General features: G+C 60.0%; 19 protein-coding genes and 1 riboswitch. Of the genes, 11 read left to right on the top strand and 8 right to left on the bottom strand.

Going from position 1 to position 25,962, the window contains the following annotated elements; translation table 11 throughout:
* Window positions 1-6: 6 nt before the first annotated feature.
* Together AC1D35_RS13710 and AC1D35_RS13705 are read right to left on the bottom strand one after the other, a co-directional pair.
* Entirely contained in the window at window positions 7-615 is a 609-nt protein-coding gene (locus AC1D35_RS13710; RefSeq protein ID WP_113299143.1) for a YkoF family thiamine/hydroxymethylpyrimidine-binding protein, read from the bottom strand.
* Window positions 606-719: riboswitch (TPP riboswitch) on the bottom strand. Its footprint overlaps the gene before it by 10 nt.
* Before the next feature lie 189 nt (window positions 720-908).
* Complete coding sequence (locus tag AC1D35_RS13705) at window positions 909-1,484, bottom strand: NAD(P)H-dependent oxidoreductase (protein WP_113308251.1); 576 nt, start codon at window positions 1,482-1,484, stop codon at window positions 909-911.
* Between the two features lie 81 nt (window positions 1,485-1,565).
* On the opposite strand from AC1D35_RS13705, the gene soxR reads away from it, so the two are divergent.
* The 10 genes from soxR (at window position 1,566) to AC1D35_RS13655 (ending at window position 12,163) form a co-directional block, all read left to right on the top strand.
* Complete coding sequence (soxR, locus tag AC1D35_RS13700) at window positions 1,566-2,030, top strand: redox-sensitive transcriptional activator SoxR (protein WP_113299141.1); 465 nt, start codon at window positions 1,566-1,568, stop codon at window positions 2,028-2,030.
* An 89-nt stretch (window positions 2,031-2,119) separates the two neighbouring features.
* The gene (locus AC1D35_RS13695) at window positions 2,120-2,890 is read left to right on the top strand and encodes an SDR family oxidoreductase (RefSeq protein WP_113299140.1); all 771 of its coding nucleotides are present in this window, start codon (window positions 2,120-2,122) and stop codon (window positions 2,888-2,890) included.
* A 101-nt stretch (window positions 2,891-2,991) separates the two neighbouring features.
* On the top strand, window positions 2,992-3,333 hold the full coding sequence (locus AC1D35_RS13690; RefSeq protein WP_113299139.1) for a metalloregulator ArsR/SmtB family transcription factor: 342 nt from the start codon (window positions 2,992-2,994) through the stop codon (window positions 3,331-3,333).
* A 73-nt stretch (window positions 3,334-3,406) separates the two neighbouring features.
* Window positions 3,407-4,300: a LysR family transcriptional regulator gene (locus tag AC1D35_RS13685; RefSeq protein ID WP_477938695.1), complete on the top strand. Its 894-nt coding sequence runs from the start codon at window positions 3,407-3,409 to the stop codon at window positions 4,298-4,300.
* 134 nt (window positions 4,301-4,434) lie between these two features.
* Entirely contained in the window at window positions 4,435-4,914 is a 480-nt protein-coding gene (locus AC1D35_RS13680) for a formate dehydrogenase subunit gamma (protein ID WP_477938694.1), read from the top strand.
* Window positions 4,911-6,467 carry a formate dehydrogenase beta subunit gene (locus AC1D35_RS13675; RefSeq protein WP_113308250.1) on the top strand — a complete coding sequence of 519 codons (1,557 nt, stop codon included), beginning with the start codon at window positions 4,911-4,913 and terminating at the stop codon, window positions 6,465-6,467. The genes AC1D35_RS13680 and AC1D35_RS13675 overlap by 4 nt, the downstream gene beginning before the upstream one ends.
* A 3-nt stretch (window positions 6,468-6,470) precedes the next feature.
* Complete coding sequence (fdhF, locus tag AC1D35_RS13670; protein WP_113308249.1) at window positions 6,471-9,350, top strand: formate dehydrogenase subunit alpha; 2,880 nt, start codon at window positions 6,471-6,473, stop codon at window positions 9,348-9,350.
* Window positions 9,350-10,177: a formate dehydrogenase accessory sulfurtransferase FdhD gene (fdhD, locus tag AC1D35_RS13665; RefSeq protein WP_113308248.1), complete on the top strand. Its 828-nt coding sequence runs from the start codon at window positions 9,350-9,352 to the stop codon at window positions 10,175-10,177. The genes fdhF and fdhD overlap by 1 nt, the downstream gene beginning before the upstream one ends.
* On the top strand, window positions 10,167-10,412 hold the full coding sequence (locus AC1D35_RS13660) for a formate dehydrogenase subunit delta (RefSeq protein ID WP_113299133.1): 246 nt from the start codon (window positions 10,167-10,169) through the stop codon (window positions 10,410-10,412). Before fdhD ends, AC1D35_RS13660 begins: the two co-directional genes overlap by 11 nt.
* A 92-nt stretch (window positions 10,413-10,504) precedes the next feature.
* Entirely contained in the window at window positions 10,505-12,163 is a 1,659-nt protein-coding gene (locus tag AC1D35_RS13655; RefSeq protein WP_113308247.1) for an OFA family MFS transporter, read from the top strand.
* A 238-nt stretch (window positions 12,164-12,401) separates the two neighbouring features.
* Here AC1D35_RS13655 and AC1D35_RS13650 read toward each other — a convergent pair whose 3' ends face one another.
* The 5 genes from AC1D35_RS13650 to rocF all read right to left on the bottom strand — a co-directional run bounded on the left by AC1D35_RS13650 (window position 12,402) and on the right by rocF (window position 19,243).
* Window positions 12,402-14,159, bottom strand: a complete 1,758-nt coding sequence (locus AC1D35_RS13650) for a methyl-accepting chemotaxis protein (protein WP_477938693.1) — start codon at window positions 14,157-14,159, stop codon at window positions 12,402-12,404.
* 314 nt (window positions 14,160-14,473) lie between these two features.
* Complete coding sequence (locus AC1D35_RS13645; protein ID WP_113299130.1) at window positions 14,474-14,950, bottom strand: chemotaxis protein CheW; 477 nt, start codon at window positions 14,948-14,950, stop codon at window positions 14,474-14,476.
* Window positions 14,950-16,740 (bottom strand): methyl-accepting chemotaxis protein, encoded by a 1,791-nt coding sequence (locus AC1D35_RS13640; RefSeq protein ID WP_113308245.1) that lies wholly within the window; start codon window positions 16,738-16,740, stop codon window positions 14,950-14,952. Before AC1D35_RS13640 ends, AC1D35_RS13645 begins: the two co-directional genes overlap by 1 nt.
* A gap of 354 nt (window positions 16,741-17,094) precedes the next feature.
* On the bottom strand, window positions 17,095-18,294 hold the full coding sequence (rocD, locus tag AC1D35_RS13635; protein WP_113299128.1) for an ornithine--oxo-acid transaminase: 1,200 nt from the start codon (window positions 18,292-18,294) through the stop codon (window positions 17,095-17,097).
* Window positions 18,295-18,307: 13 nt separating this feature from the next.
* Entirely contained in the window at window positions 18,308-19,243 is a 936-nt protein-coding gene (gene rocF, locus AC1D35_RS13630; RefSeq protein WP_477938692.1) for an arginase, read from the bottom strand.
* Window positions 19,244-19,374: 131 nt separating this feature from the next.
* Here rocF and AC1D35_RS13625 point away from each other — a divergent pair, with 131 nt between their 5' ends.
* On the top strand, window positions 19,375-19,803 hold the full coding sequence (locus tag AC1D35_RS13625) for an Lrp/AsnC family transcriptional regulator (protein ID WP_113308243.1): 429 nt from the start codon (window positions 19,375-19,377) through the stop codon (window positions 19,801-19,803).
* A 7-nt stretch (window positions 19,804-19,810) separates the two neighbouring features.
* Here the strand turns inward: AC1D35_RS13625 and AC1D35_RS13620 are convergent, their stop codons facing one another.
* Window positions 19,811-25,918: a translocation/assembly module TamB domain-containing protein gene (locus tag AC1D35_RS13620; RefSeq protein ID WP_477938691.1), complete on the bottom strand. Its 6,108-nt coding sequence runs from the start codon at window positions 25,916-25,918 to the stop codon at window positions 19,811-19,813.
* Window positions 25,919-25,962 lie beyond the last annotated feature (44 nt).

Below are 25,962 nucleotides of genomic sequence, written 5' to 3'. Positions count from 1 at the left end.
GGCGTCTCAGGCTTTGCTCGGGCTGTTCGCGGAGACCGTGATATCCAGCGTTACATGGCCTTCGGGATCGCCGAAGCGATAGAAAGCTTCATGGATGGTCGCGAAGATCGCGCCGGCATCGCCGCGCAGCTTGGTGCAGAAATTCTTGGAGCGGTCGAATGTGCCCGAGCGCTTCAGAAAATCGATGCAGCCATAGATCTCGTCCATATGGGTGCCCGTTCCCATAACGTACAGAGAAAATTGGGCGGCCGTTGGCTGGCCGGTTTCTGTGGTGTCCTTGACCGCCGCAATCGCGGCTTCCACTCGCTCGGCGAGCGGCTCGGATCGGCTGGAAGACAGGCCGGCGCCACAGATCGCATCATCCGGTTCGCCGGGGCAGCCCCGCGAGATTGCGGCGGACAATACGCAATGCTCGCCGCTTGCGGCAGCAGAGACGAAGAGGTCGCGCATGGCGGCAAACAGCACGTCGGGCGGGCCGACCATCAGTGTGGAAATATCGTCGGTTTCGATGCGAAGACGATCACGATAGGGATCGAGAGCCTTGATCGCTTCAAGGATGATGCCGACGAAATTGCCGGACATCGGATATAGAGACACTTGTGCGCCGGAAAACATTTGGACCTCGCTCCGCTGGCATTACCCAGATCAGCTTTGAAGGGTCCGGAGGCATGCGCCTCACATCTCAGCCCCGGCAATTCGGAGCTCCCCCGTGAAATTGTGGCGGAAGCTAGCACCGGGCCTGCGATACCGCAACCGTAAAATTCCTATCCGGCTACACGGTCGGAAAGGGCGATGGCAGTTCGGACGCAGCTGTCAAGTGTCAGGGGAGGGGAACACCCGGACGGAGGTCCTGTCCGGGTGCCCAGCCGGTTCCGTACCTGCCAGAAACGGAATCGGATATCGTTGTCTCAGGCGGCGATGCCGGCATAAGGAGTGTCGCTGCGGGCAGCGATCAGCGCCTCAGTCCACCATTGCAACAGGGCCATCATTCGGGAAAGCCGGCGCAACGCATCCTCTGGATCCTGCAGCCGGCCTTCATTGTCGAAACGGCGCCAGGGGGAACTGAAGCTGACGGCATCGCAGATCGTGACTGCGTGAAGCTCCGCAAAGACGAGGCGGAGCTGTTCGACCGCGCGCAATCCGGCGGAGACGCCGCCATAGCAGATGAAAGCGATCGGCTTGCCGTGCCAGGGCTCAGCGAAGAGATCGATGAGGAATTTCAGGGAAGCGGTGAAGCTGTGGTTATATTCCGGTGTGACGAGGATGAAGCCATCGGCCTGATGGAGTCTGTCAGCAAGCCGTCTTGCCTCCGGATGATGTGGTACATGCTCTCGCGGCAATGAAAATGCCAGCGGATCGATAATGTCGATCTCGAATTGCGGAAAGCGGGCCAGCTCTCTTTCGAGCCATTTCACCACCCTGTCGCAGATGCGTCCCTCACGCGTGCTGCCGTAGATGACGGCAAGCCTCATGGGTTTCTGCATGCATTGCTCCTTCTCGTGTCGGCTTTACGGCCTCTGGAGCGCAGTCTATAAAACCTCAACTAACATTGAGGTCAATAGGCCATGCAGCAGAATTCGGCATTCTCCCTGAGCAGGCTCCTGACGGTGGGCGAGGTGGCAGAGCGAAGCGGACTTGCTGTCTCTGCCCTGCATTTCTACGAGACGAAGGGGCTGATCTCCAGCATCCGCACCCGCGGCAACCAGCGCCGCTACGGCCGCGACGTTCTTAGGCGTCTCGGCATCATCAAGGTGGCGCAACGCGTCGGCATCCCGCTTGCCGAAATTCAGACTGCCTTCGAAACGCTGCCGCAGAGTCGTACGCCGACAGTCGAGGACTGGCAGCGGCTGTCGGCGCTCTGGAAAGATGATCTCGATGCTCGTATCAAGCGACTGAGCCTGCTGCGTGATCATCTGACGAGTTGCATCGGCTGCGGTTGCCTCTCTATCGACGCCTGTCCACTGCGCAATCCCTTCGACGTTCTCGGTAAGGAAGGCGCCGGCGCGCGGCTTCTGGACCTGGGTGCTTAGACCTTCGGGCTTTCTTTTAGCTGATGGCCGCATATGTTAGGCCCTGATAGCGCAAGCGGCGGGGCCGGTCCCGCAAGGAGGAGGGCTTCGTGTTTCATCCCAAACTGTTCGAGAACCGCAATGTCGTCGTCACGGGGGCTGGTCGGGGTATCGGCCTGGAAATTGCCCGCCAGTTTCTGGATTGCGGTGCGCGCGTACTCGTCCACACAGGTCGTGATGGAGAACGCGAACTGCCGGATTTTCTTCTGACGGCCGAATCGGAGCGCCGCGCCCTGCTGTTGCCGGCGGATTTCCTGCATCCGGGCGGGGCGGCGAAGTTTGCGGCGGAAGCGCTCGAGTTCTTCGACGCCGTGCATGTGCTGGTCAACAATGCCGGCACCATGCATGGCCGCTTTCCGGCCGGAGAGCTCACCGATGCCGATTACGAGACCATCGTGAGACTCAACCAGACGTCGGTGGTGGAGTTGACGCGGGCGCTGCTTCCCGCGTTGCGGGCGGCGCAGGGCGCCGCCATCGTCAATACGGTTTCGATTTCGGCGCTGACGGGCGGAAGTCCTGGTTCTGCAATCTATTCCGCATCGAAGGCTTTCGTTGCGACCTATTCGAAGGCGCTGGCGCGGGAACTCGCGCCTGACGCTATAAGAGTCAATTGTGTCTCACCCGGCACGATCGAAACCGATTTCCATGCACGCTATTCATCTCGCGAGAAACTGGAGCAGGCCCGGAAGTCTATTCCGCTGCAACGGCTCGGAACAGCAGAAGATTGCGCGCCTGCCTATCTCTTCCTGGCTGCCCCGTCGCTCTCCGGCTACATCACCGGTCAAGTTCTAGAGATCAATGGCGGCCAGCTTATTTGCTGATTTGCTTGGACTTTTTTTGGTATTTCGCCACATTTGACCAATTCGCTTCTGCGAATATGATAGTGTACTGATCTACCTTATTACCTCCTTCCGATAAGCAAATGCCATTGCCTAAACCGAAGCCGGGCATGACCGGCCAGGACTTGCAGAAGCTTGCTGACAAAGCCCACGAGGCAAGCGATCTCCTGAAGGCTTTAGCCCATCAGACCCGACTTCTCATTCTCTGTATCCTGTCGGAAGGGGAAAGGACCGTCGGGGAGATCGAGGATATCCTTGGTATACAGCAGGCTATGGTGTCTCAGCAGCTTGCGCGGCTGAGGCTCGAAGGCCTCGTCAATACGCGGCGCGAAGGGCGGCTCGTCTACTACAGCATGGGCAACGAGAGCATTCTGGCTTTTCTCGAATCACTCTTCAGTCTCTTTCCGGTTGCCGAGAAGGACTGAACCCGCCAGCTCTTGCGAAGCGGCCGGCAAGCCGCAAAGATAGGCCTCATCCCGAATTCGGCAGGGAGGCCGGATGATCGACAAGCTGGAATTCTTCATTGCACTCGCCAACGAGAAACATTTCGGTCGTGCTGCGGAGGAATGCGGCGTTTCCCAACCGACGCTTTCGGCCGCTATCCGCCAGCTCGAGGATCAGCTCGGCGTCATGCTGGTGCAGCGTGGCTCCCGTTTCCAGGGATTGACCCCGGAAGGGCAGCGTGTGCTGGAATGGGCGCGGCGCATCGTCGGCGATACGCGCACCATGCGCGAGGAAATGCGTGCTGCCCGCAAGGGTCTCTCCGGTCATCTGCGTCTCGCCTCAATTCCGACAGCGCTCGCCATGCTGTCGCGAATCACTACGCCCTTTCAGGAACGGCATCCCGACGTCACCTTCTCCATCGTCTCGCGCAACTCGCTGCAGGTCCTGAGCATGCTCGAAAATCTCGAGATCGATGCTGGCATCACCTATCTGGAAAACGAGCCGCTTGGCCGCGTTACCTCGGTGCCGCTTTACGCCGAACGCTACAATCTCATCACTGCCGCTGGTAGTCCACTTTCGGATCGCGATGATGTGACATGGCGTGAAGTGGGCGATCTTCGACTTTGCCTATTGACGGCCGACATGCAGAACCGGCGCATCATTAACCGACATTTGACGGAAGCCGGCGCGACGGTGCATCCGACGCTCGAATCGAACTCGATGATCGTGCTTTTTTCGCATGTACGGACCGGCCGCTGGGCCAGCATCATGCCGCGCAACGTCGCGAAATCATTTGGTTTTCCTGTGGAGATCCGGATGATCCCCATCATCGAGCCGGAGGCGCACCATCTCGTCGGGCTGGTTGCTCCCTATCGTGAACCCTTTACGCCGCTCGTCTCCRCTTTGTTGCATGAAGCGAGAACACTCGTTGAAGACGCGGAACTTTGATAGAAAAAAACTATCGAACAACGCGACTGCTTTATTGATCGCAGCTTACTTCCCTGAGACAGTTCCCCAGAAATCGCAATGACATGGGGAGGATTTGCGGTTTTTGAACACGCAAGCCGTAGGGAGGGCTGCTGATGAACATTCGTATCGCTGAGCGCGATATAGCCRAGCGCGTCCGCTCGATTGTTGCCGATCTTCGTCCCCTCGAGGGTCCGCTGCTCCCCATTCTGCATCAGGTTCAAGGCGAGTTCGGTTACATACCGCAGGAAGCCCTGCCTGTTATCGCCGACGAGCTCAATCTTTCCCGCGCCGAAGTCCACGGCGTTGTAACCTTCTATCATGATTATCGTGATCATCCCGCCGGTCGGCACGTGCTGAAGCTCTGTCGTGCCGAAGCCTGCCAGTCGATGGGCGGGGACGCGCTGGCCGAGCGCGTCAAGCAGATGCTCGGTATCGATTTCCATCAGACGACCCTTGATGGCAGCGTCACGCTGGAGCCGGTATACTGTCTCGGCCTCTGCGCCTGCGCACCGGCCGTCATGTTCGATGGCGAAGTGCATGGCCGGGTTGATGACGAACTGGCGGGCGAACTCGTCGAGGAGGCGCGCCGATGACCGTGAAGATTTATGTTCCGCGCGATGCCGCAGCGCTCTCGCTCGGGGCCGAGAAGGTGGCAAAGGCGATTACCCAGGAGATCGAAGCCCGCGGCCTCGATGCGATTGTCGTGCGCAACGGCTCGCGCGGAATGTTCTGGCTGGAACCGCTGGTCGAGATCGAGCTTTCTGGTAAGCGGATCGGCTATGGGCCAGTCAAGGCGAAGGATGTGACCGGCCTGTTCGACGCGGGATTGATGGACGGCGGGGCGCATGCGCTCTGTCTCGGGGATGTCGAGGACCTCCCGTTCCTGAAAGGCCAGACCCGTCTCACTTTTGCTCGCTGCGGCATTACCGATCCGCTTTCTCTTGACGATTATAAAGCCCATGGCGGCTTTGCGGGCCTTCGTCGTGCGGTTTCCATGCAGGCCGCCGATATCGTCAAGGAGGTCACCGATTCCGGTCTTCGCGGTCGCGGCGGCGCGGGCTTTCCGACCGGCATCAAATGGAAGACGGTGCTCGATGCAGCCGGTTCCCGCAAATACATCGTCTGCAATGCAGATGAGGGCGACAGCGGCACTTTCGCCGACCGGATGATCATGGAAGGTGATCCCTTCGTGCTCATCGAAGGCATGGCGATATCGGGCCTTGCGACCGGTGCCACGAAAGGCTTCGTCTATACGCGCTCGGAATATCCGCATGCGATCGCCACGATGACGGAGGCGGTGGAAATCGCCCGCAAGGCCGGGATTCTAGGCAGCTCGGTGCTCGGCTCCGGCAAGGTCTTCGACATGGAAATCCGCACGGGTGCGGGCGCCTATGTCTGCGGCGAGGAAACGGCGCTGCTCAACAGCCTCGAAGGCAAGCGCGGCATCGTGCGCGCCAAGCCGCCGCTGCCGGCGCATAAGGGCCTGTTTAACTGTCCGACCGTCATCAACAACGTCATCTCGCTCGCTTCCGTACCCGTCATCATGGACAAGGGAGCTGCCTTCTATCGTGATTTCGGCATGGGCCGTTCGCGTGGCACCATTCCACTGCAGATCGCCGGCAATGTGAAATATGGTGGTCTCTATGAAACTGCCTTCGGCCTTTCGCTCGGCGATATCGTCGAAAAGATCGGCGGCGGCACGGCGTCGGGCCGGGCGGTGAAGGCGGTGCAGGTGGGCGGGCCGCTCGGCGCCTATTTCCCGAAGGCGCTTTTCGATACGCCGTTCGACTACGAGGCCTTTGCCGCTAGGGACGGGCTGATCGGCCATGCCGGTCTCGTCATCTTCGACGATACGGCCGACATGCTGAAGCAGGCGCGCTTTGCGATGGAATTCTGTGCGGTGGAAAGCTGCGGCAAGTGTACGCCCTGTCGTATCGGCTCGACACGGGGTGTTGAAACGGCCGACAGGATCGCCCAGGGCATCGAACCGGAAAAGAACCGCGAACTGCTCGCCGATCTTTGCAACACCATGAAGTTCGGCTCGCTCTGCGCGCTCGGTGGTTTCACGCCCTATCCAGTCATGAGCGCCATGACGCACTTTCCCGAAGATTTTGCCCCGACTCCTCTCATTGAAGCGGCGGAATAGACCATGTCTCTTGTTCACGAAATCGACTACGGAACGCCGGCTTCGAAATCCGAAACGATGGTGACGCTGACCATCGACGGCCGCCAGATAACCGTTCCGGAGGGAACCTCGATCATGCGCGCCTCGATGGAGGCCGGCATTCAGGTGCCGAAGCTTTGCGCGACCGATATGGTCGATGCCTTCGGCTCCTGCCGCCTCTGTCTCATCGAGATCGACGGCCGCAACGGTACGCCTGCCTCCTGCACCACGCCGGTAGCTTCAGGCATTGTAGTTCATACCCAGACCGAACGGCTGAAGAATATCCGCCGCGGCGTCATGGAGCTCTATATCTCCGACCACCCGCTCGACTGTCTGACCTGCGCGGCCAATGGCGACTGTGAACTCCAGGACATGGCAGGCGCCGTCGGGTTGCGCGATGTTCGTTACGGTTATGAGGGCGACAACCACGTCAAGGCCCGCAACAATGGCGAGATCAATCTGAAATGGCTGCCGAAGGACGAGTCCAACCCGTACTTCACCTATGATCCATCGAAGTGCATCGTGTGCTCCCGCTGCGTCCGCGCCTGCGAGGAAGTGCAGGGCACTTTCGCGCTGACGATCGAAGGACGCGGGTTTGGTTCACGCGTTTCGTCCGGTGCGCATGAGCCGTTCGTCGAATCGGAATGTGTCTCTTGCGGCGCTTGCGTTCAGGCTTGTCCGACAGCGACATTGACGGAAAAATCGGTCATCCGTATCGGGCAGCCGGAACATTCAGCCGTCACGACCTGCGCCTATTGCGGCGTCGGCTGCTCCTTCAAGGCGGAAATGCGCGGCGAGGAACTGGTGCGCATGGTGCCGTGGAAGGATGGCCAGGCAAACCGCGGCCATTCCTGCGTCAAGGGCCGCTTTGCCTATGGGTACTCGACGCACAAGGACCGCATCCTCAATCCGATGATCCGCGAAAAGGTGACGGATCCCTGGCGTGAAGTGACCTGGGATGAGGCCTATGCGCATGTGGCCTCAGAGTTCCGCCGCATCCAGTATCAGTATGGCCGTGAAGCGATTGGCGGCATCACCTCGTCCCGCTGCACGAACGAAGAGACTTATCTCGTCCAGAAGCTGATCCGCGCCGGCTTCGGCAACAACAATGTCGATACCTGCGCACGCGTCTGTCATTCGCCGACGGGTTATGGATTGGGCCAGGCCTTCGGCACCTCGGCCGGCACGCAGGATTTTGACAGCGTCGAGCAATCCGATGTCGTCGTCATCATCGGCGCCAATCCGACCGATGGCCATCCGGTGTTCGGTTCGCGGCTGAAGAAACGGCTGCGGCAGGGCGCCAAACTCATCGTCATTGATCCGCGCCGCATCGATATCGTCCGCTCACCGCACGTGGAGGCATCCTTCCATCTGCCGTTGAAGCCCGGCACCAATGTCGCTGTCATGACGGCGCTGGCGCATGTGATTGTGACTGAAGGCCTTTACGACGAGAAGTTCATCCGAGAGCGCTGCGACTGGTCGGAATTCGAGGACTGGGCCGCTTTCGTCGCGGAACCGCAGCACAGCCCGGAAGCCGTCGAGAAATTCACCGGCGTGAAGCCGGAAGACGTACGCGGTGCCGCCCGGCTTTTCGCAACAGGCGGCAATGGTGCAATCTATTACGGCCTCGGCGTAACCGAACACAGCCAGGGCTCGACGACCGTGATGGCGATCGCCAACCTCGCCATGGCAACCGGCAATATCGGCCGCCCCGGCGTCGGCGTGAATCCGCTGCGTGGCCAGAACAATGTGCAGGGCTCCTGCGACATGGGCTCCTTCCCGCACGAGCTTCCCGGCTATCGTCACATCTCCGACGATGCGACGCGCGATATCTTCGAAAAGCTCTGGGGTGTGAAGCTTAACAACGAGCCTGGCCTGCGCATTCCGAATATGCTGGATGCCGCCGTCGATGGTTCCTTCAAGGGCCTCTATATCCAGGGCGAGGACATTCTCCAGTCAGATCCGGATACCAAGCATGTCGCTGCCGGTCTTGCGGCCATGGAATGCGTCGTCGTGCAGGATCTCTTCCTGAACGAGACGGCGAACTACGCGCATGTGTTCCTGCCCGGCTCGACCTTCCTGGAAAAGGACGGCACATTCACCAATGCCGAGCGCCGCATCAACCGCGTGCGCAAGGTCATGACGCCGCGCAACGGCTATGCCGACTGGGAAGTGACGCAGAAGCTCGCTCAGGCCATGGGCCTTGACTGGCACTATGCGCATCCATCCGAGATCATGGACGAGATTGCTGCGACGACGCCGAGTTTCGCGTCCGTTTCCTATGATTATCTTGAAAAGATGGGCTCGGTTCAGTGGCCTTGCAACGAGACGCACCCGCTCGGCTCGCCGATCATGCATGTTGATGGGTTCGTGCGCGGCAAGGGCAAGTTTATCCGCACGGAATATGTGGCAACGGATGAGCGCACTGGCCCGCGCTTCCCGTTGCTTCTCACCACCGGCCGTATCCTGAGCCAGTACAATGTCGGGGCGCAGACGCGCCGTACCGACAATGTGGTCTGGCATTCCGAAGATCGGCTGGAAATCCATCCGCATGATGCCGAACAGCGCGGTATCCGCGATGGCGATTGGGTAAAGCTCGGCAGCCGCTCCGGCGACACGACACTTCGTGCGTTGATTACCGACCGGGTAGCACCCGGCGTCGTCTACACGACCTTTCATCATCCGGACACGCAGGCCAACGTCATCACGACAGACTTCTCCGACTGGGCGACAAACTGCCCGGAATACAAGGTCACTGCAGTGCAGGTCTCGCCCTCTAATGGTCCGTCCGACTGGCAGATCGAATATGACGAGCAGGCTCGCCAGTCCCGCCGCATCGCCGGCAAGATGGAGGCTGCCGAGTAATGACGGAAAGGTCTACTCGTGTAGCCGTCAAGGAGGTCGCCCGGAAGGGTGGTGTCATGATGCGGGGCGAGCGTATCGTGCCGGAGGAGGTGCCGATCGCCTTTTCCTATGGTGGCAGTTCGCATGCGGTCATGATGGGCACGCCTGACGATCTCGAGGATTTTGCCGTCGGCTTCAGCCTGACGGAAGGCATCATTACCGATCGCAGCCAGGTCGCAAGTATCGATATCGTCGAGGATGAGAAAGGTATCGATGTTCAGGTGACGCTTCTCGACGATGTCGAGGATGCGTTGAGGGCGCGGCGTCGTAGCATGGCGGGACCTGTGGGTTGCGGCCTCTGTGGTCTCGAGTCGATCGAGCAGGCGGTTCGCACGGTTCCCGACGTTTCCCAGGCTGAGCTGCCGCTTTCGCATGCCGATATCATCAAGGCGATCGCGCTGCTCAACGAGTCCCAACCGCTGCATCGTGAGACTCGAGCGGTTCATGGGGCCGGCTTCTACATCCCCGGCAAGGGGTTGATCGCCGTGCGCGAGGATGTCGGCCGGCACAATGCGCTCGACAAGCTATGCGGCGCAGTTATCAGAGCCGGTGAAAAAGGGGCTTCCGGCGCTGTCGCCGTCACCAGCCGACTGTCCGTCGAAATGGTTCAGAAGTCGGCAATCCTCGGCGCGCCCGTCCTGATCGCCATTTCCGCGCCAACGGCACTTGCCATCCGTACGGCCGAGGAAGCCGGGATGACGCTGATCGCTCTGGTGCGTGGCGAGGATTTTGAGATTTTCACCCACCCGCATCGCCTTTCGCCCGGAAGTATCGCCGATGTCGCATGATACCAAGACCAAGCTCGTCTACATGGCAAACCAGATCGCAACCTTCTTCAAGACCCAGCCTGAAAGCGAGGCTGCGCAGGGGGTCGCCACGCATATCAACAAATTTTGGGAGCCGCGCATGCGGCGGCAATTGTTTGAAATTCTGGAAAAGGAAGATAACGGCCTCGACGCACTCGTGCTGCAGGCCATGCCCCTGATCCGCAAACCGGAACCGGCAGAACAGCCGCTTCGATAAACCAACATCGGCGTATGAAAGAGGGGAGGCGGGGTCAACTCGCCTGCGCATGCGCCCATGACAGCAAAGTCTGAATCAAGGAGGAGTTGTTCATGACTGCAGCGGATACAAGTTCAGGCGGCATCCTGGCGGGCACGGGCCTGCTGGATCGCGAAAGGATTATCGCAAGGCCCGGTTTCAATCGGTGGCTCGTGCCGCCGGCCGCACTTGCCATCCATCTTTGCATCGGCATGGCCTATGGCTTCAGCGTGTTCTGGCTGCCACTCTCGAAATCCCTCGGCATCACGGCATCGACCGCCTGCCCGGACCTGACGCTTGTTTCGGCACTGTTCACCACCAGCTGCGACTGGCGTGTTGCCGATCTCGGCTGGATCTATACGCTGTTCTTCGTGCTGCTCGGATCGTCCGCTGCGATCTGGGGTGGCTGGCTGGAGCGGGTGGGCCCGCGCAAGGCCGGTGTCGTTTCGGCGTGCTGCTGGTGCGGCGGCATCGTCATCGCCGCTTTCGGTGTCTTTTCTCATCAGCTCTGGATCATGTGGGTCGGTGCGGGCGTGATCGGCGGAATCGGTCTCGGTCTCGGTTACATCTCGCCGGTGTCGACGCTCATCAAATGGTTCCCGGATCGGCGTGGCATGGCGACCGGCATGGCGATCATGGGCTTCGGTGGCGGTGCAATGATCGGTGCCCCGCTGGCCAACCTCCTGATGAACAGCTTCAAGACGGATACGTCCGTCGGCGTCTGGCAGACCTTCATCGTCATGGCGGCCATCTATTTCGTCTTCATGATCGGCGGCGCCTTCGGCTACCGCATCCCGCCGGCCGGCTGGCGCCCGGAAGGCTGGACGCCGCCTGCCGCCAAAAGCACGATGATCACCACCAAACACGTGCATCTGCGCAATGCACACAAGACGAAGCAGTTCTGGCTCATCTGGGCGGTGCTTTGCCTCAACGTGTCAGCCGGTATCGGCGTTATCGGCATGGCTTCGCCGATGCTGCAGGAAATCTTCGCTGGTTCGCTTATCGGCCTGCCGGATGTCGGCTTTGCACAGCTCGATGCCGGCCAGAAGGCGTCGATTGCGACCATTGCTGCCGGCTTTGCCGGTCTGCTGTCCCTCTTCAACATAGGCGGCCGATTCTTCTGGGCCTCTCTGTCAGACAAGATCGGCCGCAAGAACACCTATTATACGTTCTTCATCCTGGGCATCCTGCTCTATGCTGCCGCTCCGACACTGGCGGATATGGGCAACAAGGCCCTCTTCGTGCTTGCCTTCGGCATCATCCTGTCAATGTATGGCGGCGGCTTCGCCACCATCCCGGCTTATCTTGCAGATATTTTCGGCACGCAGTTCGTCGGGGCCATCCACGGCCGTCTGCTGACGGCATGGGCAACAGCCGGCATCGTCGGCCCTGTCGTCGTCAACTATATCCGCGAAGCGCAGATCGCTGCCGGCGTGGCGCCCGGACCGGCGCTATATACAGGGACGATGTATATCCTTGCCTGCATGCTGGCGCTCGGTTTGATTGCCAATGCCTTCGTCCGGCCGCTCTCCGACAAATGGTTCATGTCGGATGGGGAAGTCGCCGCGCTTCAGGCGAAGAGCGCTGCGGCCAATGCTGGTCCCATCGGCTCATTCGGCATCGGCACGGGTGGTCTCGACGCCAAGGCGGCGCTTGCCTGGGCGGTGGTCGGCATTCCCTTGCTCTGGGGCGTCTGGGTGACGTTGAAGGCAACATTGGCATTGTTCGGTTAAAAAGATCTCCTTGCGGGAGCGCGGGAGAACTGCAGTCGGATGATATCGGGCGGGAGGCATGCTTCCCCGCCCGATTCTTGAAGGATCAATTCACCGCAAGAACCATCTGCAGGGCTGACGAGACTGGCGTCGCCACCGGGCCATCCGCCGAAGCGTTCATACCGAGGCCAATGGGCGGCGCTATGAAAAGCTCACGCTGCCCTTCCCAGATGGCAAGAGACGGTTGAACAAGCCTGGTCTAGAATTCTTCCCAGCTTTCGGCAGCCGGTGCTGCTGCACCGTGAGCCCTGGCGACACGGGAAACAAGATGCAACGTCGGGGAACTGGCCGGTTTTGCATGTTGCCTGGCCGCGATATTTCCGCCGGGGAGCTTGAATTGTGTGAGCAGGGTGCGAAGTGCATCGGCTTCCACAGCGAGGTTATGACTGGCCGCCGTGMTTTCCTCTACCATGGCAGCGTTTTGCTGCGTCGACTGATCCATGGTGTTGACGGCCTGATTGATCTCCTTGAGACCAGTTGCCTGTTCCTTCGAGCCTTCGACGATGGCTGCGACGTTTGAATTGATGTTGGCGACCTGAACGACGATTTCTTCCAGCGCTTTACCAGTCTGGCCCACCAGCTCGACGCCGTTTTTCACCAGTTCGCTCGATGTATTGATCAGCGCCTTGATCTCTTTTGCAGCGCTTGCCGATCGCTGCGCGAGTTCACGGACCTCCTGGGCGACAACGGCAAAACCCTTGCCGGCTTCACCGGCACGGGCGGCTTCGACACCCGCGTTCAGCGCCAGGAGGTTGGTCTGGAAGGCGATGTCATCGATCACGCCGATGATGTTGGTAATCTCGCGGGAGGACTGCTCGATCTGATCCATGGCCGAGACTGCCTTGCGTACGACGGTGCCGGATTGCTCCGCGCTGTGCTTCGTCTGGGCGACAAGGCGACCGGCCTCGCCGGCGCGTTGGCTGGAATCGTTGACTGTGGTTGTGATCTCCTCGAGCGCTGCTGCGGTTTCCTCGATGGAAGCGGCCTGCTGTTCCGTGCGTTTGGAAAAGGAGTCGGCAGAAGAACCGATCTCGCGAGAACTATCGGCGATCGCAGTGGTGTTCTCGCCAATCGTCTTCAGCGTCTCGGAGAGCCTGTCGATCGTCGTGTTGAAGTCGTGGCGCAATTGCTCCATCGAAGGCACGAATGCCGAGTCCAGGGTCCGTGTCAGATCGCCTTCGGAAAGCTGGCGCAGCGCAGTGCCAAGAAGGGAAATCGCGCTCATGCGCTGTGTCACGTCGGTTGCGAATTTCACGACCTTGTAGATCCGGCCATCCGCATCTGCGATCGGATTGTAGGCGGCCTGGATCCATATCTCCCTGCCGCCCTTGCCGTAGCGGACGAATTCGTTGGCGATGAATTCACCCTTTGCCAGCCGCGGCCAGAATTGCTTGTATTCGTCGCTGCGGGCATAGGCTGGATCGCAGAACATGCTGTGATGCTTGCCAACGATCTCGGATAACGAGTAACCGAGGCCATTGCAGAAGTTCTGATTGGCCGTGAGGATTTCGCCAGTGGGGGTGAACTCGATCACCGCCTGCGAGCGCGAGATGGCATCGAGTTTACCGGCATCCTCGACGGCGCGCCTCTTTGCCTCGGTAATGTCGGAGGCAAATTTCACCACCTTGAAAGGCTTGCCATGCTTGAAGACGGCGTTGTAGGTCGCCTGGATCCAGATTTCGCGGCCGCCCTTCGCAAGGCGCTTATAGGCACCGGCATCGTATTCGCCACGACCCAGGCGGGCCCAGAAGTCGCGATAAGCCGAGGTTGCCGTATAGGCTGGATCGCAAAACATGCCGTGATGCTTGCCGGCAATTTCGTTCAGACTGTAACCGAGTGCCCTGCAGAAATTCTCATTCGCGGTCAGTACATTTCCGGTCAGGTCGAATTCGATGATTGCCTGCGATTTGGAAATGGCCTCAAGAATGTATTTCGAATCGGATGCTAAACCAAACATTCCCGTCCCCTCCTAATGGGAGCGCATGGGTTGCGCCCAGCCCCTTGAAACCGAAGACCAAACAGGCACAGGCTTGCGGCGCGAAAAAAGATAGCCGGGCAACGGCTCTAATTTCTCGCCTATCAGAAATCGTGTACGGTTGATGCTTCACAACCAATGATAATTAGGAGACGGTAAATATTAGGTATAGAAGTTTGTGCTAATAAATATGTATTTATGGATGAAAAATTATACCGCAGGCATGTACAGGAAGCCCGAACAATAAAAAACCGCCCTGTGAGGGCGGTTCTTCATTATGCCATTCTATGCGGCGATCAGGCGGCCAACTCGTCCGTCTCGTTCTCCTTGAACATCTTTGCGAGGTTCAGGAAGCAGATCATGCCGTTTTCGGAAGCGATGATGCCTTCGCAGAAAGCGCGGTCGAAGGAAGCGGTCACTTCCGGAACCGGCTGTACCTGACTGGAAGAGATTGTCAGGATGTCGGAAACGCGGTCGACCAGCATGCCGATGACCATACTGTGCACTTCGGCGACGACGATGGCGCTACGCTCGTTGGCGACGGTGCCCTTCATGCCGAGTTTGTAGGCGAGGTCGATAATCGGGATTACCGAACCGCGCAGGTTCATGACACCGATGACATCTGCCGGAGAGTGGGGGATCGGCGTTGACGGCGCCCAGCCGCGGATTTCGCGGATGGTCGTGGTCTTCACGCAGAATTCCTGATCGTGCAGGCGGAAGGCAATGATTTCGAGCGTGTCGCCGCTGAAGCTAGTAGAGTTGATCGTGGCCATTAGAATTCTTCCCAACTGTCATAAGCCAGGGCAGAAGCGGATGCGCCACCATTGGCGCGGACGAGCTTTGCCTTCACACCACGCGATGGCTTTGCACTTGGCGAAGCATCGTTACGGTTATCGACAACATTAGCGTAAGAGTGTTGCCCAAATCTAAACTGTGAGACGAGATTGCGAAGGTTTTCAGTCTCGGACGAAAGTCGGGCGCTTGCCGCTGTCGTCTCCTCCACCATGGCGGCATTCTGCTGCGTGCCCTGATCCATGATATTGACGGCCTTGTTGATTTCCACAAGCCCGGTCGATTGTTCGCGCGAGGACTCGACGATCGCCGTGACGTTGACGTCGATATTGCCGACCTGGCTGACGATCCGTTCCAGTGCCTGGCCGGTCTGGCCGACAAGGTCGACGCCGCTTTTCACGTGCTCCGAGGAAGCAGTAATGAGCGCCTTGATCTCCTTGGCGGCGCTGGCCGAGCGCTGTGCGAGTTCGCGCACCTCCTGGGCGACGACTGCAAAACCCTTGCCCGCCTCGCCGGCGCGGGCTGCCTCGACGCCCGCGTTCAGCGCCAGCAGGTTGGTCTGGAAGGCGATCTCGTCGATGACGCCGATGATATTGCTGATCTCACGCGAGGATTTCTCGATCTGACCCATGGCGTCGACCGCCTTACGGACGATACTGCCGGAATGTTCCGCGCCGCGCTTCGTTTCCGCGACAAGCCCGCCTGCTTCGGCGGCGCGACCGGCGCTGTCGGCAACGGTCTGGGTGATTTCATCGAGTGCGGCGGCGGTTTCCTCGACGGTTGCGGCCTGCTGTTCGGTGCGTTTGGACAGCACGTCGGCTGCTTCCTTCGTTTCGCGCGCACCGCTGGCGATCGCCTCGGCATTGTGGAGAACCGTGCGCATGGCGCTGCCGAGCCTGTCGATCGCGGCATTGAAGTCGGTGCGGACCTTCTCCAGCGCGGGCGGGAAAGGATTTTCGACCCGCTTCGTCAGATCGCCCTCGGCGAGCGCGGTCAAGCCGGTTGCCAGATCATCGACAGCACGGACGCGTTCAGTGACGTCGGTCGCGAATTTGACGACCTTGAAGATCCGGCCGCTCATGTCAAAGATAGGGTTATAGGATGCCTGGATCCAGACGACTTTGCCGCCCTTGCCGATGCGCATGAATTCCTCGGCGACGAACTGGCCGGCGGCAAGCTTCTTCCAGAATTGCGCATAGGCTTCGGAGCGCACATAGGCCGGCTCGCAGAATATGCTGTGGTGCTTGCCGCGGATCTCCTCCTGCCGGTAGCCCATGACCGCGAGGAAATTGTCGTTCGCCTGCAGGATCTCGCCGTCCGGCGTAAATTCGATGACGGCCTGAGCCCGCGAGAGGGCAGCGATCTTGCCTTCGGCATCGGCGGCTTTCAGCTTGGCGGCGGTCACGTCGCTTGCCAGTTTGACGATCTTGTAGGGTTTGCCGCCCGACATCAGCGGGTTATAGCTAGCCTGGATCCAGACCTCGCGTCCGTCCTTGCCGATGCGCTTGTATTCACCGGCGTCGAATTCGCCCCTGCCAAGCTTCTGCCAGAACTCCCGGTAGGCCGGGGAGGCGACATAATCCGGCTCGCAGAAGATGCTGTGATGCTTGCCGACAATGTCGCCGATCTTGTAGCCCAGCGCACGGCAGAAATTCTCGTTTGCGTTCAGGATCTTTCCTTGCAGGTCGAATTCAATCGTCGCCTGCGATTTCATGAGAGCTGTGACGATTGCACGTGAATCCGGCGTCGCACCCAGCGAAAACAATGACATTCCAATCCCCCGATGTGTGATGGCAACCAGCCGATTCTCAGAGAATGGTTCGGATTTCGGGTATGACGGAACCGCAGTAAGACTGCAGTATATCCGACAATACTTGAAAGTCCCTCCTGCCTCGCAAACGCGGCGGATCGGCTCAATTCATTCGTGAATCCCGCTCGTTGGCTCCTAAGATGCGGGACCAAGCTCTAATCGCATCAATTAAATATAATTTTATTGATTAAAAATGAGTAACCAAATCCATTTAGGATCGGTTTTTGATAGTTTTCCCATGGATTTTGGCAGATAAAATCCGGTTTTACCTGAAAGTAATTAGTACCGGTTGCAACGATAATCGCCAACTTTACTTTAGGTTATTGTTCTTTCAATTTGCGAGATCGCCCAATCGACCTGTTCCCTGGTGATGACCAGCGGCGGCGCGAAGCGAATCGTGTGGTCGTGCGTGTCCTTGGCGAGGAGACCGCGATCCTTCAGTGCATAGCAATATTGCCGGGCGCCACCGGCCTCTGGCTCCAATTCGACAGCCAGCATCAGGCCACGGCCGCGCACGTCCTTGACGATGTTGGAGCGGATGGAGCGCAGACCGTCGAGGAAATAGTCGCCCATCGTTTCGGCATTCTCGATCATTCCTTCTTCGGTCAGCACCTTCAGGGCCGCGCGGGCGACCGCACAGGCAAGCGGATTGCCGCCGAAGGTCGAGCCGTGCTGGCCAGGCTTGAGCACGCCCAGGACTTCCGAATTCGAAAGAACGGCGGAGACCGGATAGAAGCCGCCCGAAAGCGCCTTACCGATCAGCGTGACGTCGGCTTCGATGCCCTCATGCTCCTCGGCCAGTAGCTTGCCAGTGCGGCCGAGGCCGGTCTGGATCTCGTCGAGGATGAGTGTGACGTTGTTTGCCGTGCAGAGTTCGCGCACGCGGGTGAAGTAGCCGGCAGGCGGAATGATGACACCGGCTTCGCCCTGGATCGGCTCGATCAGTGCTGCGACCGTATTGGCATTGATCGCTGCCGCAAAGGCTTCGGCATCGCCGAAGGGAATGACGCGGAAACCGGGCGTATAGGGCCCAAAGCCAGTGCGGGCGTCAGGATCGGTGGAAAAGCTGATGATGCTCAGCGTACGGCCATGAAAATTATTGGCACAGACGATGATCTCCGCCTGGCCTTCCGGCACGCCCTTCACCTCGTAACCCCACTTGCGAACCGCCTTGATGGCGGTCTCGACGGCTTCTGCGCCTGAATTCATCGGCAGGATCTTATGGGAGCCGGTCAGCGCCGCCAGTTCCTCGTAGAGATAGGCGAGCTGGTCGTTGCGAAAGGCGCGCGAGGTGAGCGTCAGGCGGCCGGCCTGCTCGACCATGGCGGCAAGGATCTTCGGATGGCAGTGGCCCTGATTGACGGCGGAATAGGCCGAGAGGCAATCGAGGTAGCGCTTGCCATCCGTATCCCAGACATGAACACCTTCCCCTCGCGTCAGCACCACATCCAGCGGTTTGTAGTTATTGGCTCCAAGACGCTGTTCCGTGGCGATGAGGTTCGACGAGGTGTTCATGGCCGGTTCTCCCTTATGCGGCGCGCGTAGGACGATCGAAGATGCGGCGACCGAAGAGGCTTGCCGTCATCTCCACCATGATGCGGGCGCTCTTGCCGCGATCATCAAGGAAAGGATTGAGCTCGACGAGATCGAGCGAAGAGACGAGCCCGCTGTCGGACAGCATCTCCATGATCAGATGTGCTTCCCGGAAGGTCGCGCCACCAGGAACCGTGGTGCCAACGCCCGGCGCAAAATCGGGATCGAGGAAATCGACGTCAAAGCTGACATGCAGCAGGCCGTTTGCCYTTTCGACCGTTTCCAGGATCTGGCGGAGGATCACAGCCACGYCCTGTTCGTCGAGCGAGCGCATGTCGAAGACATTGACGCCATGCTTGCGGATTTCTACTCGCTCCGAGGCATCGACCGAGCGGATGCCCACCTGGAAGATCTTCCTCGGATCGACGAATGAACGCTCTTTAGGCAGGATCTCTGCAAAATCCGCCAGACCGCAGAAGAAGGCGACGGGCATGCCGTGAATATTGCCCGACGGAGAGGTCTCGGGCGTATTGAAATCCGAATGGGCGTCGAGCCACAGCACGAAGAGCGGGCGGCCCTTTTCGGCAGCAAAACGCGCCATGCCTGAGACGCTACCCATGGAAAGGCTGTGGTCTCCGCCAAGGATCAGCGGGAAGTGGCCGGCTTTCGCCGCATCATAGGTGGCTGCTTCGAGCGCGCGCGTATAGGCGCCGACGATGCGGAGATTATGCGCTTTCGGATGATTGGGCAGATCCCTGGCCGGGACAATGCTGAGATCACCCATGTCGACAGCAGTGTGGCCGAGATCGGTCAGCGCCTTGTCGATGCCCGCAATGCGCAATGCAGTCGGCCCCATGCCCGCGCCTCTACGACCAGAACCCTCTTCAAGGGGAACACCGATAAGAGCGACAGATCGAGATTGTACTTCCATTCCGAGGGCTCCGTTCTGAGGCCTGTTTTGGCCGATAGTGGGATAAAGTGGCGGCGGCAAATAGATGGAAAAATGTCAGAAATGGATTATGATTGCGCAGATTGATAAAGCTAATTTGACAAAGTGAAACCGTGGACGATCTCGATAACGAGCTTTTGAGCGCGCTTCGGCACAATTCGCGAATCTCCGTCTCGTCGCTTGCGGCGATGACAGGGGCTTCGCGGGCGACAGTTGCCGCACGCATCGACCGGCTGGTCGAAAACGGCACGATTGCCAGCTTCACCATCCGCACCGGTCACGAGACACGTTCGGCCGGCGTTCGGGCCATCGTCATGATCGAGGTGCTCGGCAAGCTGGCCGACAAGGTGGCGGCCCAGCTGCGTGGCCTGCCGCAGGTGCGCGCGCTTCACAGCACCAACGGAAAATGGGATTTCGTCGCGGAGCTCGAAGACCGCGACCTCGTCTCCTTCGACGAGACGCTTCGCCGCATACGCCTCGTCGACGGCATCAACTCGACCGAAACCAACATTCTCCTGAAGACCAGCAAGGCGAGTTTCTAGGCTAGCCTCAATATTCATGCTCATAGACGATGCCGGCTTCACCTGCACCATTGCCGCCGGCGGCACCCCGTAGCTTCACGCCGCGGCCGACATCGAGATTGATGATTGCCTTGGCGCCGGCTTTCCCGCCCTGCTGCAGTTCGAAATAGGTCCGTTCGTTGAGATAGCGGCCAACGCTGACGCTCGTCTGGCCCTTCTCATCCGTGCTGATGTCGAGGTCATCGACACCAAGCTGGTTGCGTAAGYCTTCGAAGAGTGAGGTTGAGCGATTGCCGGCCAGCTGGCTGACGGCGTCGGCCAGCTGGGCGATCTGTACCGGCGACAGGCGCGACATGGACTGGCCGAAGATGAGCTGGGCCAGCACCTCGTCCTGTGGCAGTGCGGGAGAGGACGAAAAAGTGATGGCAGGATCGGTCGCGAGGCCTGCTACATCCACCGTGAGCGTCGTCGTGCCCGTTGTGGAAGTCGCCTCCATATCGAGGGCAGGCGTCAGGTCGCCGGCAAAGGTGATGCGGCTACGATCGGAGAAATCGAGACGGCGGTTGAGGATCGTCAGACGGCCGCGGCGCATCGTGAAGGCGCCTGCGACTTCGGGCGCGGCAGCCGAGCCGCGGATCGTAATGTTACCGCCGACTTCGGCATCGATGCCACGGCCGCGCACGAAGATCTGAGAGGGTGCATCGAGCTGGATATCCAGCATGATGGTCGAAGATTTCTCCCGCGGCTGCTGCTGCCCATTGTTCTTGAGTTGGGCGAGCACGGCAGGTGGCGCATGGATATGGCGGATATCGATCTCACGCAGCGATGTCGGCAGCCTCTCCGGCACGGTGATCGAGGCCTTCTCGATGTCAAGCTTGCCGTTCAGCGTGGGATTGGAAAGCAGCGGCCCCCTGAGGCCGAGTGTGCCGTCCACTGTCGCGACAACCAGCGTGCCGTCGACATAGACCGCATGATCCAGACGGATGGAAAGATCGGCGGGGAAACTGCCGCTGATGCCAACCGAACCGCTCGCCGAGATCGAGCCGCCGCTTGCCAGTCTGCCGTTCAAGCGGGAAATGACGGCCTGCTGGCCGTTGAAGGTAATGGTCGCGCCGAGGCCTTCGAGGGCGAGATTGCGGCGCACGTCGATCAGCTTTGCGCCATCCGTCGTGACCGTCCCGTTGATGACAGGCACAGCTGTTGTGCCGCTCACTTCCAGATTCACATTGGCGACGCCTTCGGCAACGAGACCCTGCTGGGCGAGCTGTGCGCCGAGAACGGCGAAAGGAACGCTGCCGTTGAAACGCATCGACATGGCACGGTTGCCTGTCATCGCGAGGTTGCCGCCACCCTTCAGCGAAAGTCCGCCGTCTCCGGCGAGACTGGTGTCGAGCGTCAGGCGGTTGTCGGCCAGCTTGCCGCTTGCGCCGATAGTGAGCGGGGCGAGGCCGGCGCCCCTCGTATGGCTCGTTTCTGCATTCTTCCAGTCGACCTTGAAATCGACCGAGGGAAGGGGAAGCGATCCCGAGGCAGTGGCGGTTGCCGAGATGGCGCCTGCCGCACCCAGATTCGGGACAAAGCCATTGGCGACGGCCGCCGGCAGGTTGGCGACATCGGCCTTGACGTCGACGCCTTTGATGGTCGTGCCCGATATTTCCAGATTGCCCACCGCCTTCAGCGAGACGCCGCCGTTGCCGTTGAGATCGGCGTCAAAATCCAGCCGGTCTTTGCCGAGTTTGCCCGAAGCGGCGAGTGTCAGGCCAGAGAGGCCGGCGGTCTTGGTGTGTTTCGTTCCCGCGTTTTTCCAGTCGATCTTGAAATCGGCGGAGGGTGCGGTGAGCGAACCTGAGGCAGTCGCCGATGCCGTGATGGTGCCCTCGGCTCCAAGGTCCGGAACGAAACCGTTGGCGACGGCCGCTGGCAGGTTGGTTATATCGGCTTTTGCATCGATGCCCTGGATCGTGGTGCCGGTGAGCGCAAGATTGCCGGTGGCCTTTAGCGAGACGCCGCCCTTGCCATTCAGATTGGCATCGAAATCCAGTCGGTCACTGACATATTTGCCGGAAGCAGCGATTGCCAGGCCCGAGAGGCCGGCGGTCTTAGTATGGCGCGTTGCCGCGTTCATCCAGTCGAGCCTGAAATCGACCACCGGCTCCGTCGGTGTGCCTGAGGTGACGGCGGTGCCTGAGATCGTGCCTTCGGCGCCGAGACCGGGCACGAAGCCGTTGGCAATATTTGCCGGCAGGCCCGCAATGTCGGCATTGACTGCGAGATCGCGAATTGTCGTGCCGTCTATCGTCACGCCGCCATTTGCCTTCAGAAGTGCGCCGTTGTCACTGCCGAGATTAGCATCGAAATCGACCCTGTTATTTTCATATTTGCCGGTGGCCTTGACGGAGAGGCCGGTGAGCCCGTTGCTCTTCGTCTGGCGTGTTGCGGCATTCGCCCAGGCAAGATCGAAGGTGACTGATGGTGTGGGCAGCGAGCCGGAGGCGGATGCCTTGCCGGAAATCTTGCCCTCGGCGCCGAGATCGGGAACGAAGCCGTTGGCAAGGCCCGCAGGAAGATTGGCGAGCTCGGCATCGACCTCGATATTGCGGACATCCGCTCCAGAGAGCTCCACATTGCCCGTCGCTTTCAGCGAGAGGGCCTTCGGTCCGGCGAGGTTCGCATCGAAATCGAGTTTCTGTTCAGCAAAATGGCCGTTTGCTGTGAGGTCCAGCCCGGTCAAACCCGCGGTCTTAGTGTGCCGCGTCGTGGCGTCCTGCCAGGTTAGCTTGAAATCTGCAGCTGGTGCTGCCGGCGTGCCGGTTGCGGAGACGGTGCCCGATATCGCTCCGTCGGCGTCGAGATCTTTCACGAAGCCGTTGGCAATGCCAGCAGGCACGTTCGCCAGATCGGCATTCACCTTGATGTTGCCGATTGTGGCGCCTGAAATCGCGACGTTGCCGAGCGCTTTCAGCGATAGCCCGCCCTTGCCGGTGAGCGCCGTATCGAAATCGAGCTTGTTATCCGCAAACCTGCCGGATGCATTAAGGGACAGACCGATAAGCTTGGCACTCTTTGTCTGGCTCGTCGCGGCATTTTTCCAGTTCAGCTTGAAATCGGCTGATGGTGCAGCCGGCGTGCCCGACGCGGCGATCGTTCCTGAAACCGTGCCCTCGGCCGCAAGATCGGGGACGAAGCCATTGGCGATCTTTGCCGGCAGGCTGACGATATCGGCTTTCACATTGAGTGTCGGGGCATTCGGCGCCGCCAGACCGACATCACCCGCAGCTTTCAGGGAAAGACCATCGGCACCCGTGATATTGCCATCGAAGTTCAGCTTGTTGTCTGCGAAAGTGCCTGATGTCGCGATGCCGAGAGGTGCGATGCCGGCGCCCTTGGTATGGCTAGTGGCCGCATCCTTCCAGTCGAGCTTGAAGTTGACGGTGGGTACGGCCGGTGTTCCGGTCACGCCGACCGTTCCGGAAATGGTGCCGTCGGCGGAAAGATTAGGCACGAAACTGTTGGCAAGGCTTGCCGGCAAGTCGGTGATGACGGCATCGATCTTCAATGTCTCACCAGCAGAACCGGTGACGGATACCGAGCCGCTGCCGGTTTTGACCGTCAGTCCGTTCAGGCTGGCAACTCCCTTGGTGACGTTGATCTGCGCGGGCAACGCCAGTTCGACTGGAATATCGCGTGGGCGCGCGACGAAGCGGTCGAGGCTGAGATCAATCATGCCGCCTGCGGATTGCACATTGCCGGCCGCCTGCAGGGGATTGCCGTCGTATCCCGCATCGAGGTTGAAGTCGGTGCGGGTCTGCTGCTGGACGAAATCGAGCGCAATGCCGGTGAGCTTGTTGGTCCCGACGCCGAACTCGTCAGCCCGTATGGTGCCATTGGCTGCAAAAGCCTTGATGTCGCTGACGGTCACGTCGATCGTCGGTTTGGTGATCGTCAGCGTATCACGGTGAATACCGCTGCCGTTGGCGACGACCTTGAGCGCGATCTTGCCGTCATTGCCGGTGATATCGACGGAGCCTTTGAGGTCGCCGCCCGCCTTCTGGCCGCCGAGAGCGGCAAGCAGGCTTATATCAGGGAAGTCGAAGGTCAGCGCACCCGTGGGCGTCATGCCTGACGAAAGCGTGAGGTTACCCGCCAGACGATTGCTGCCGACATCGGCTGTCAGCGCGGGGATGGAAATCGTTCCGTTTTCGGATTTGACGTCGCCATTGATGCCGATTGGCTGACCATCTATCGTGCCGGTCGCGGCGATGCGGCCCTGCGGAGCGGCAGGATCGGCCGAGCCTGTCAGATCGATGTTGAGATCGTCGACCTTGCGATCGGCCATCTGCAGGCTGGTGGCTTTCACATTGGCGGTGAGCGCAAGTGCTGGAAGCGTGCCGCTTGCCTTGACGCTGTAGTCCGCTTCCCCACTCGTGCCTGACAGCAGCCTGCCGATATCGGGAAGCTTGCCGGCGAGATCTGCCGTCAGTACGTCGTCTTCGAGGGCGACATTGCCGCCCGCCTCGATGGTCGGCGATTTGACCGTAATGTTCGACAGCGTCACCTTGGAGGGGATCGTGCCTGCAATCTGGGTTTCGAGATTGATCGGTGCATCGAACTTTTCGGCGACGCCCGGCGGCAAGGCGGCGGGCTGGACAGTAAATTTAGCATTGCCGGTCAGCGTATTGTCGGCCAGGCGATAAGAGCCGTTGAGATCKGCGCCGATATTGGCGCTTTCAACGGTCGTGCCGTTGAAGCCGATGCCGTTGCGCGAAATCTGAAGCGGCGCGACAAGTGTGATTGGACCCCGAACGGCGCGGTTAAGGTTGGGCTCGGTGAAGGTGGCGTCACCCGCAACGAGGCGTAGCTGGATATCGCCGGCACCATTGGCGAGATTGAAGGCATCGCTCTTGGCCGTCAGCTTGACATTGCGGATATCGGCCTGTGGCATCGTGACGGAATCCAGCGATCCGCTGACGTTGATGCGAACGGCCTGGGCCTGCCCCGTCATCGCCAGATTAAGGCCCGAAATCATGGAGCGTGCTTCGCCATCGGCGAGCGGCCAGCGGAAGTCGACCGGACCCGAGGTGCCGAGCACATTGGCGTTCAGGCTGTTGTTGCCGGCAGGATCCAGCGTGCCGGAGGCGGCRATGACGACGCTGCCGGTCGCGAGATTGCCGGTCTGGATATCGATCTTGCCGTGATCGTCGAAGGTCGCGGATACATCGATATTCGTCTGGCCTGCAAAGAGCGGCCGGAACGCCATGGGAAGCAGCGAACTCACATCACCGCCGCCCTTGAGATCCAGATGATGCAGGCCGTCCGGCGTAATCGCGTGCTTGCCTTCCAGCGAGGCACGTTGCTGGCCGTCTAGCGCGGCCTGCAGCTTGCCGTTCCAGTCAGAAATCGGGCCTTCGCCGTTGAGTGCGATATTGACAGCGGGGCTGCCGGGTAGGCCGAGGAAGCCGGCAAGCAGGCCACCCTGCGGTTCGGAAAGCTGGGCATTCAGCCGTAGCCGGCTGTTTGCCGGGGTAAAGGCGACGTCGGCGGAAAGTTTCGCGTCGGGAACCTGATGGCGGTTGACGTTGATCATCGCTTCTCCGCCGTCGCTGTCGGCTTTCAGGCTGCCTGCAGCGGCAAGCGAGAAGGCGCGACCCGTTAGCGGCTCTGCCAGAGAAATGTCGGGCAGGGCGAGATGTTCGATATCGATCTTCAACGGAAGACGGAAGCCACCCGAACTCTGCTCCTCCGGTGTCGCCAACCTGGAGGGCAGGGTCCGTACCGGCCTGCGGCGCACGTCGATGGACGCGACCGAGACCTGCTTGGCGTGGAAGGTGCCGGTCAACAGCGCCAGAGGATTCCAGTCGATGGCGATGCCGCGGATTTCCGCGAACGTGCCGCGCGTATCCGACAGCGTGATCTCGGCTGCGCGCAGCCCGCCGGTCAGCAAGCCTTCCGGTTCGCGCACCGATATCGTCATATCGCGATTGGAAAGGGCGGAAGCGACGTTTTCGGTGATGATGCGAGCGCCGAAGGAGGTGAAGCCGAAGATCGCCAGCGCAATCACGGCAAGGATGATCGCTGCGCCAAGGCCGTAGCCGATGAGCCGCATCATCCAGTTCATGATTTTCGCCAACATTTGCATAGGAGAGGACATTATCCCGTTTTCATGACAGCCCACAGGTCGGA

The sequence above is a fragment of the Rhizobium sp. P1_E6 genome (genome assembly GCF_056405875.1).
The sequence above is the reverse complement of the archived record's forward strand: the minus strand, read 5'-3'. Positions and strand labels throughout refer to the sequence as shown.

Bases quoted from the DNA above. Each gene is read 5' to 3' on its own strand.
- AC1D35_RS13710 (WP_113299143.1), bottom strand. From the start codon at position 615: ATGTTTTCCGGCGCACAAGTGTCTCTATATCCGATGTCCGGCAATTTC.
- AC1D35_RS13705 (WP_113308251.1), bottom strand. From the start codon at position 1,484: ATGCAGAAACCCATGAGGCTTGCCGTCATCTACGGCAGCACGCGTGAG.
- soxR (WP_113299141.1), top strand. From the start codon at position 1,566: ATGCAGCAGAATTCGGCATTCTCCCTGAGCAGGCTCCTGACGGTGGGC.
- AC1D35_RS13690 (WP_113299139.1), top strand. From the start codon at position 2,992: ATGCCATTGCCTAAACCGAAGCCGGGCATGACCGGCCAGGACTTGCAG.
- AC1D35_RS13675 (WP_113308250.1), top strand. From the start codon at position 4,911: ATGACCGTGAAGATTTATGTTCCGCGCGATGCCGCAGCGCTCTCGCTC.
- fdhF (WP_113308249.1), top strand. From the start codon at position 6,471: ATGTCTCTTGTTCACGAAATCGACTACGGAACGCCGGCTTCGAAATCC.
- fdhD (WP_113308248.1), top strand. From the start codon at position 9,350: ATGACGGAAAGGTCTACTCGTGTAGCCGTCAAGGAGGTCGCCCGGAAG.
- AC1D35_RS13660 (WP_113299133.1), top strand. From the start codon at position 10,167: ATGTCGCATGATACCAAGACCAAGCTCGTCTACATGGCAAACCAGATC.
- AC1D35_RS13655 (WP_113308247.1), top strand. From the start codon at position 10,505: ATGACTGCAGCGGATACAAGTTCAGGCGGCATCCTGGCGGGCACGGGC.
- AC1D35_RS13645 (WP_113299130.1), bottom strand. From the start codon at position 14,950: ATGGCCACGATCAACTCTACTAGCTTCAGCGGCGACACGCTCGAAATC.
- AC1D35_RS13640 (WP_113308245.1), bottom strand. From the start codon at position 16,740: ATGTCATTGTTTTCGCTGGGTGCGACGCCGGATTCACGTGCAATCGTC.
- rocD (WP_113299128.1), bottom strand. From the start codon at position 18,294: ATGAACACCTCGTCGAACCTCATCGCCACGGAACAGCGTCTTGGAGCC.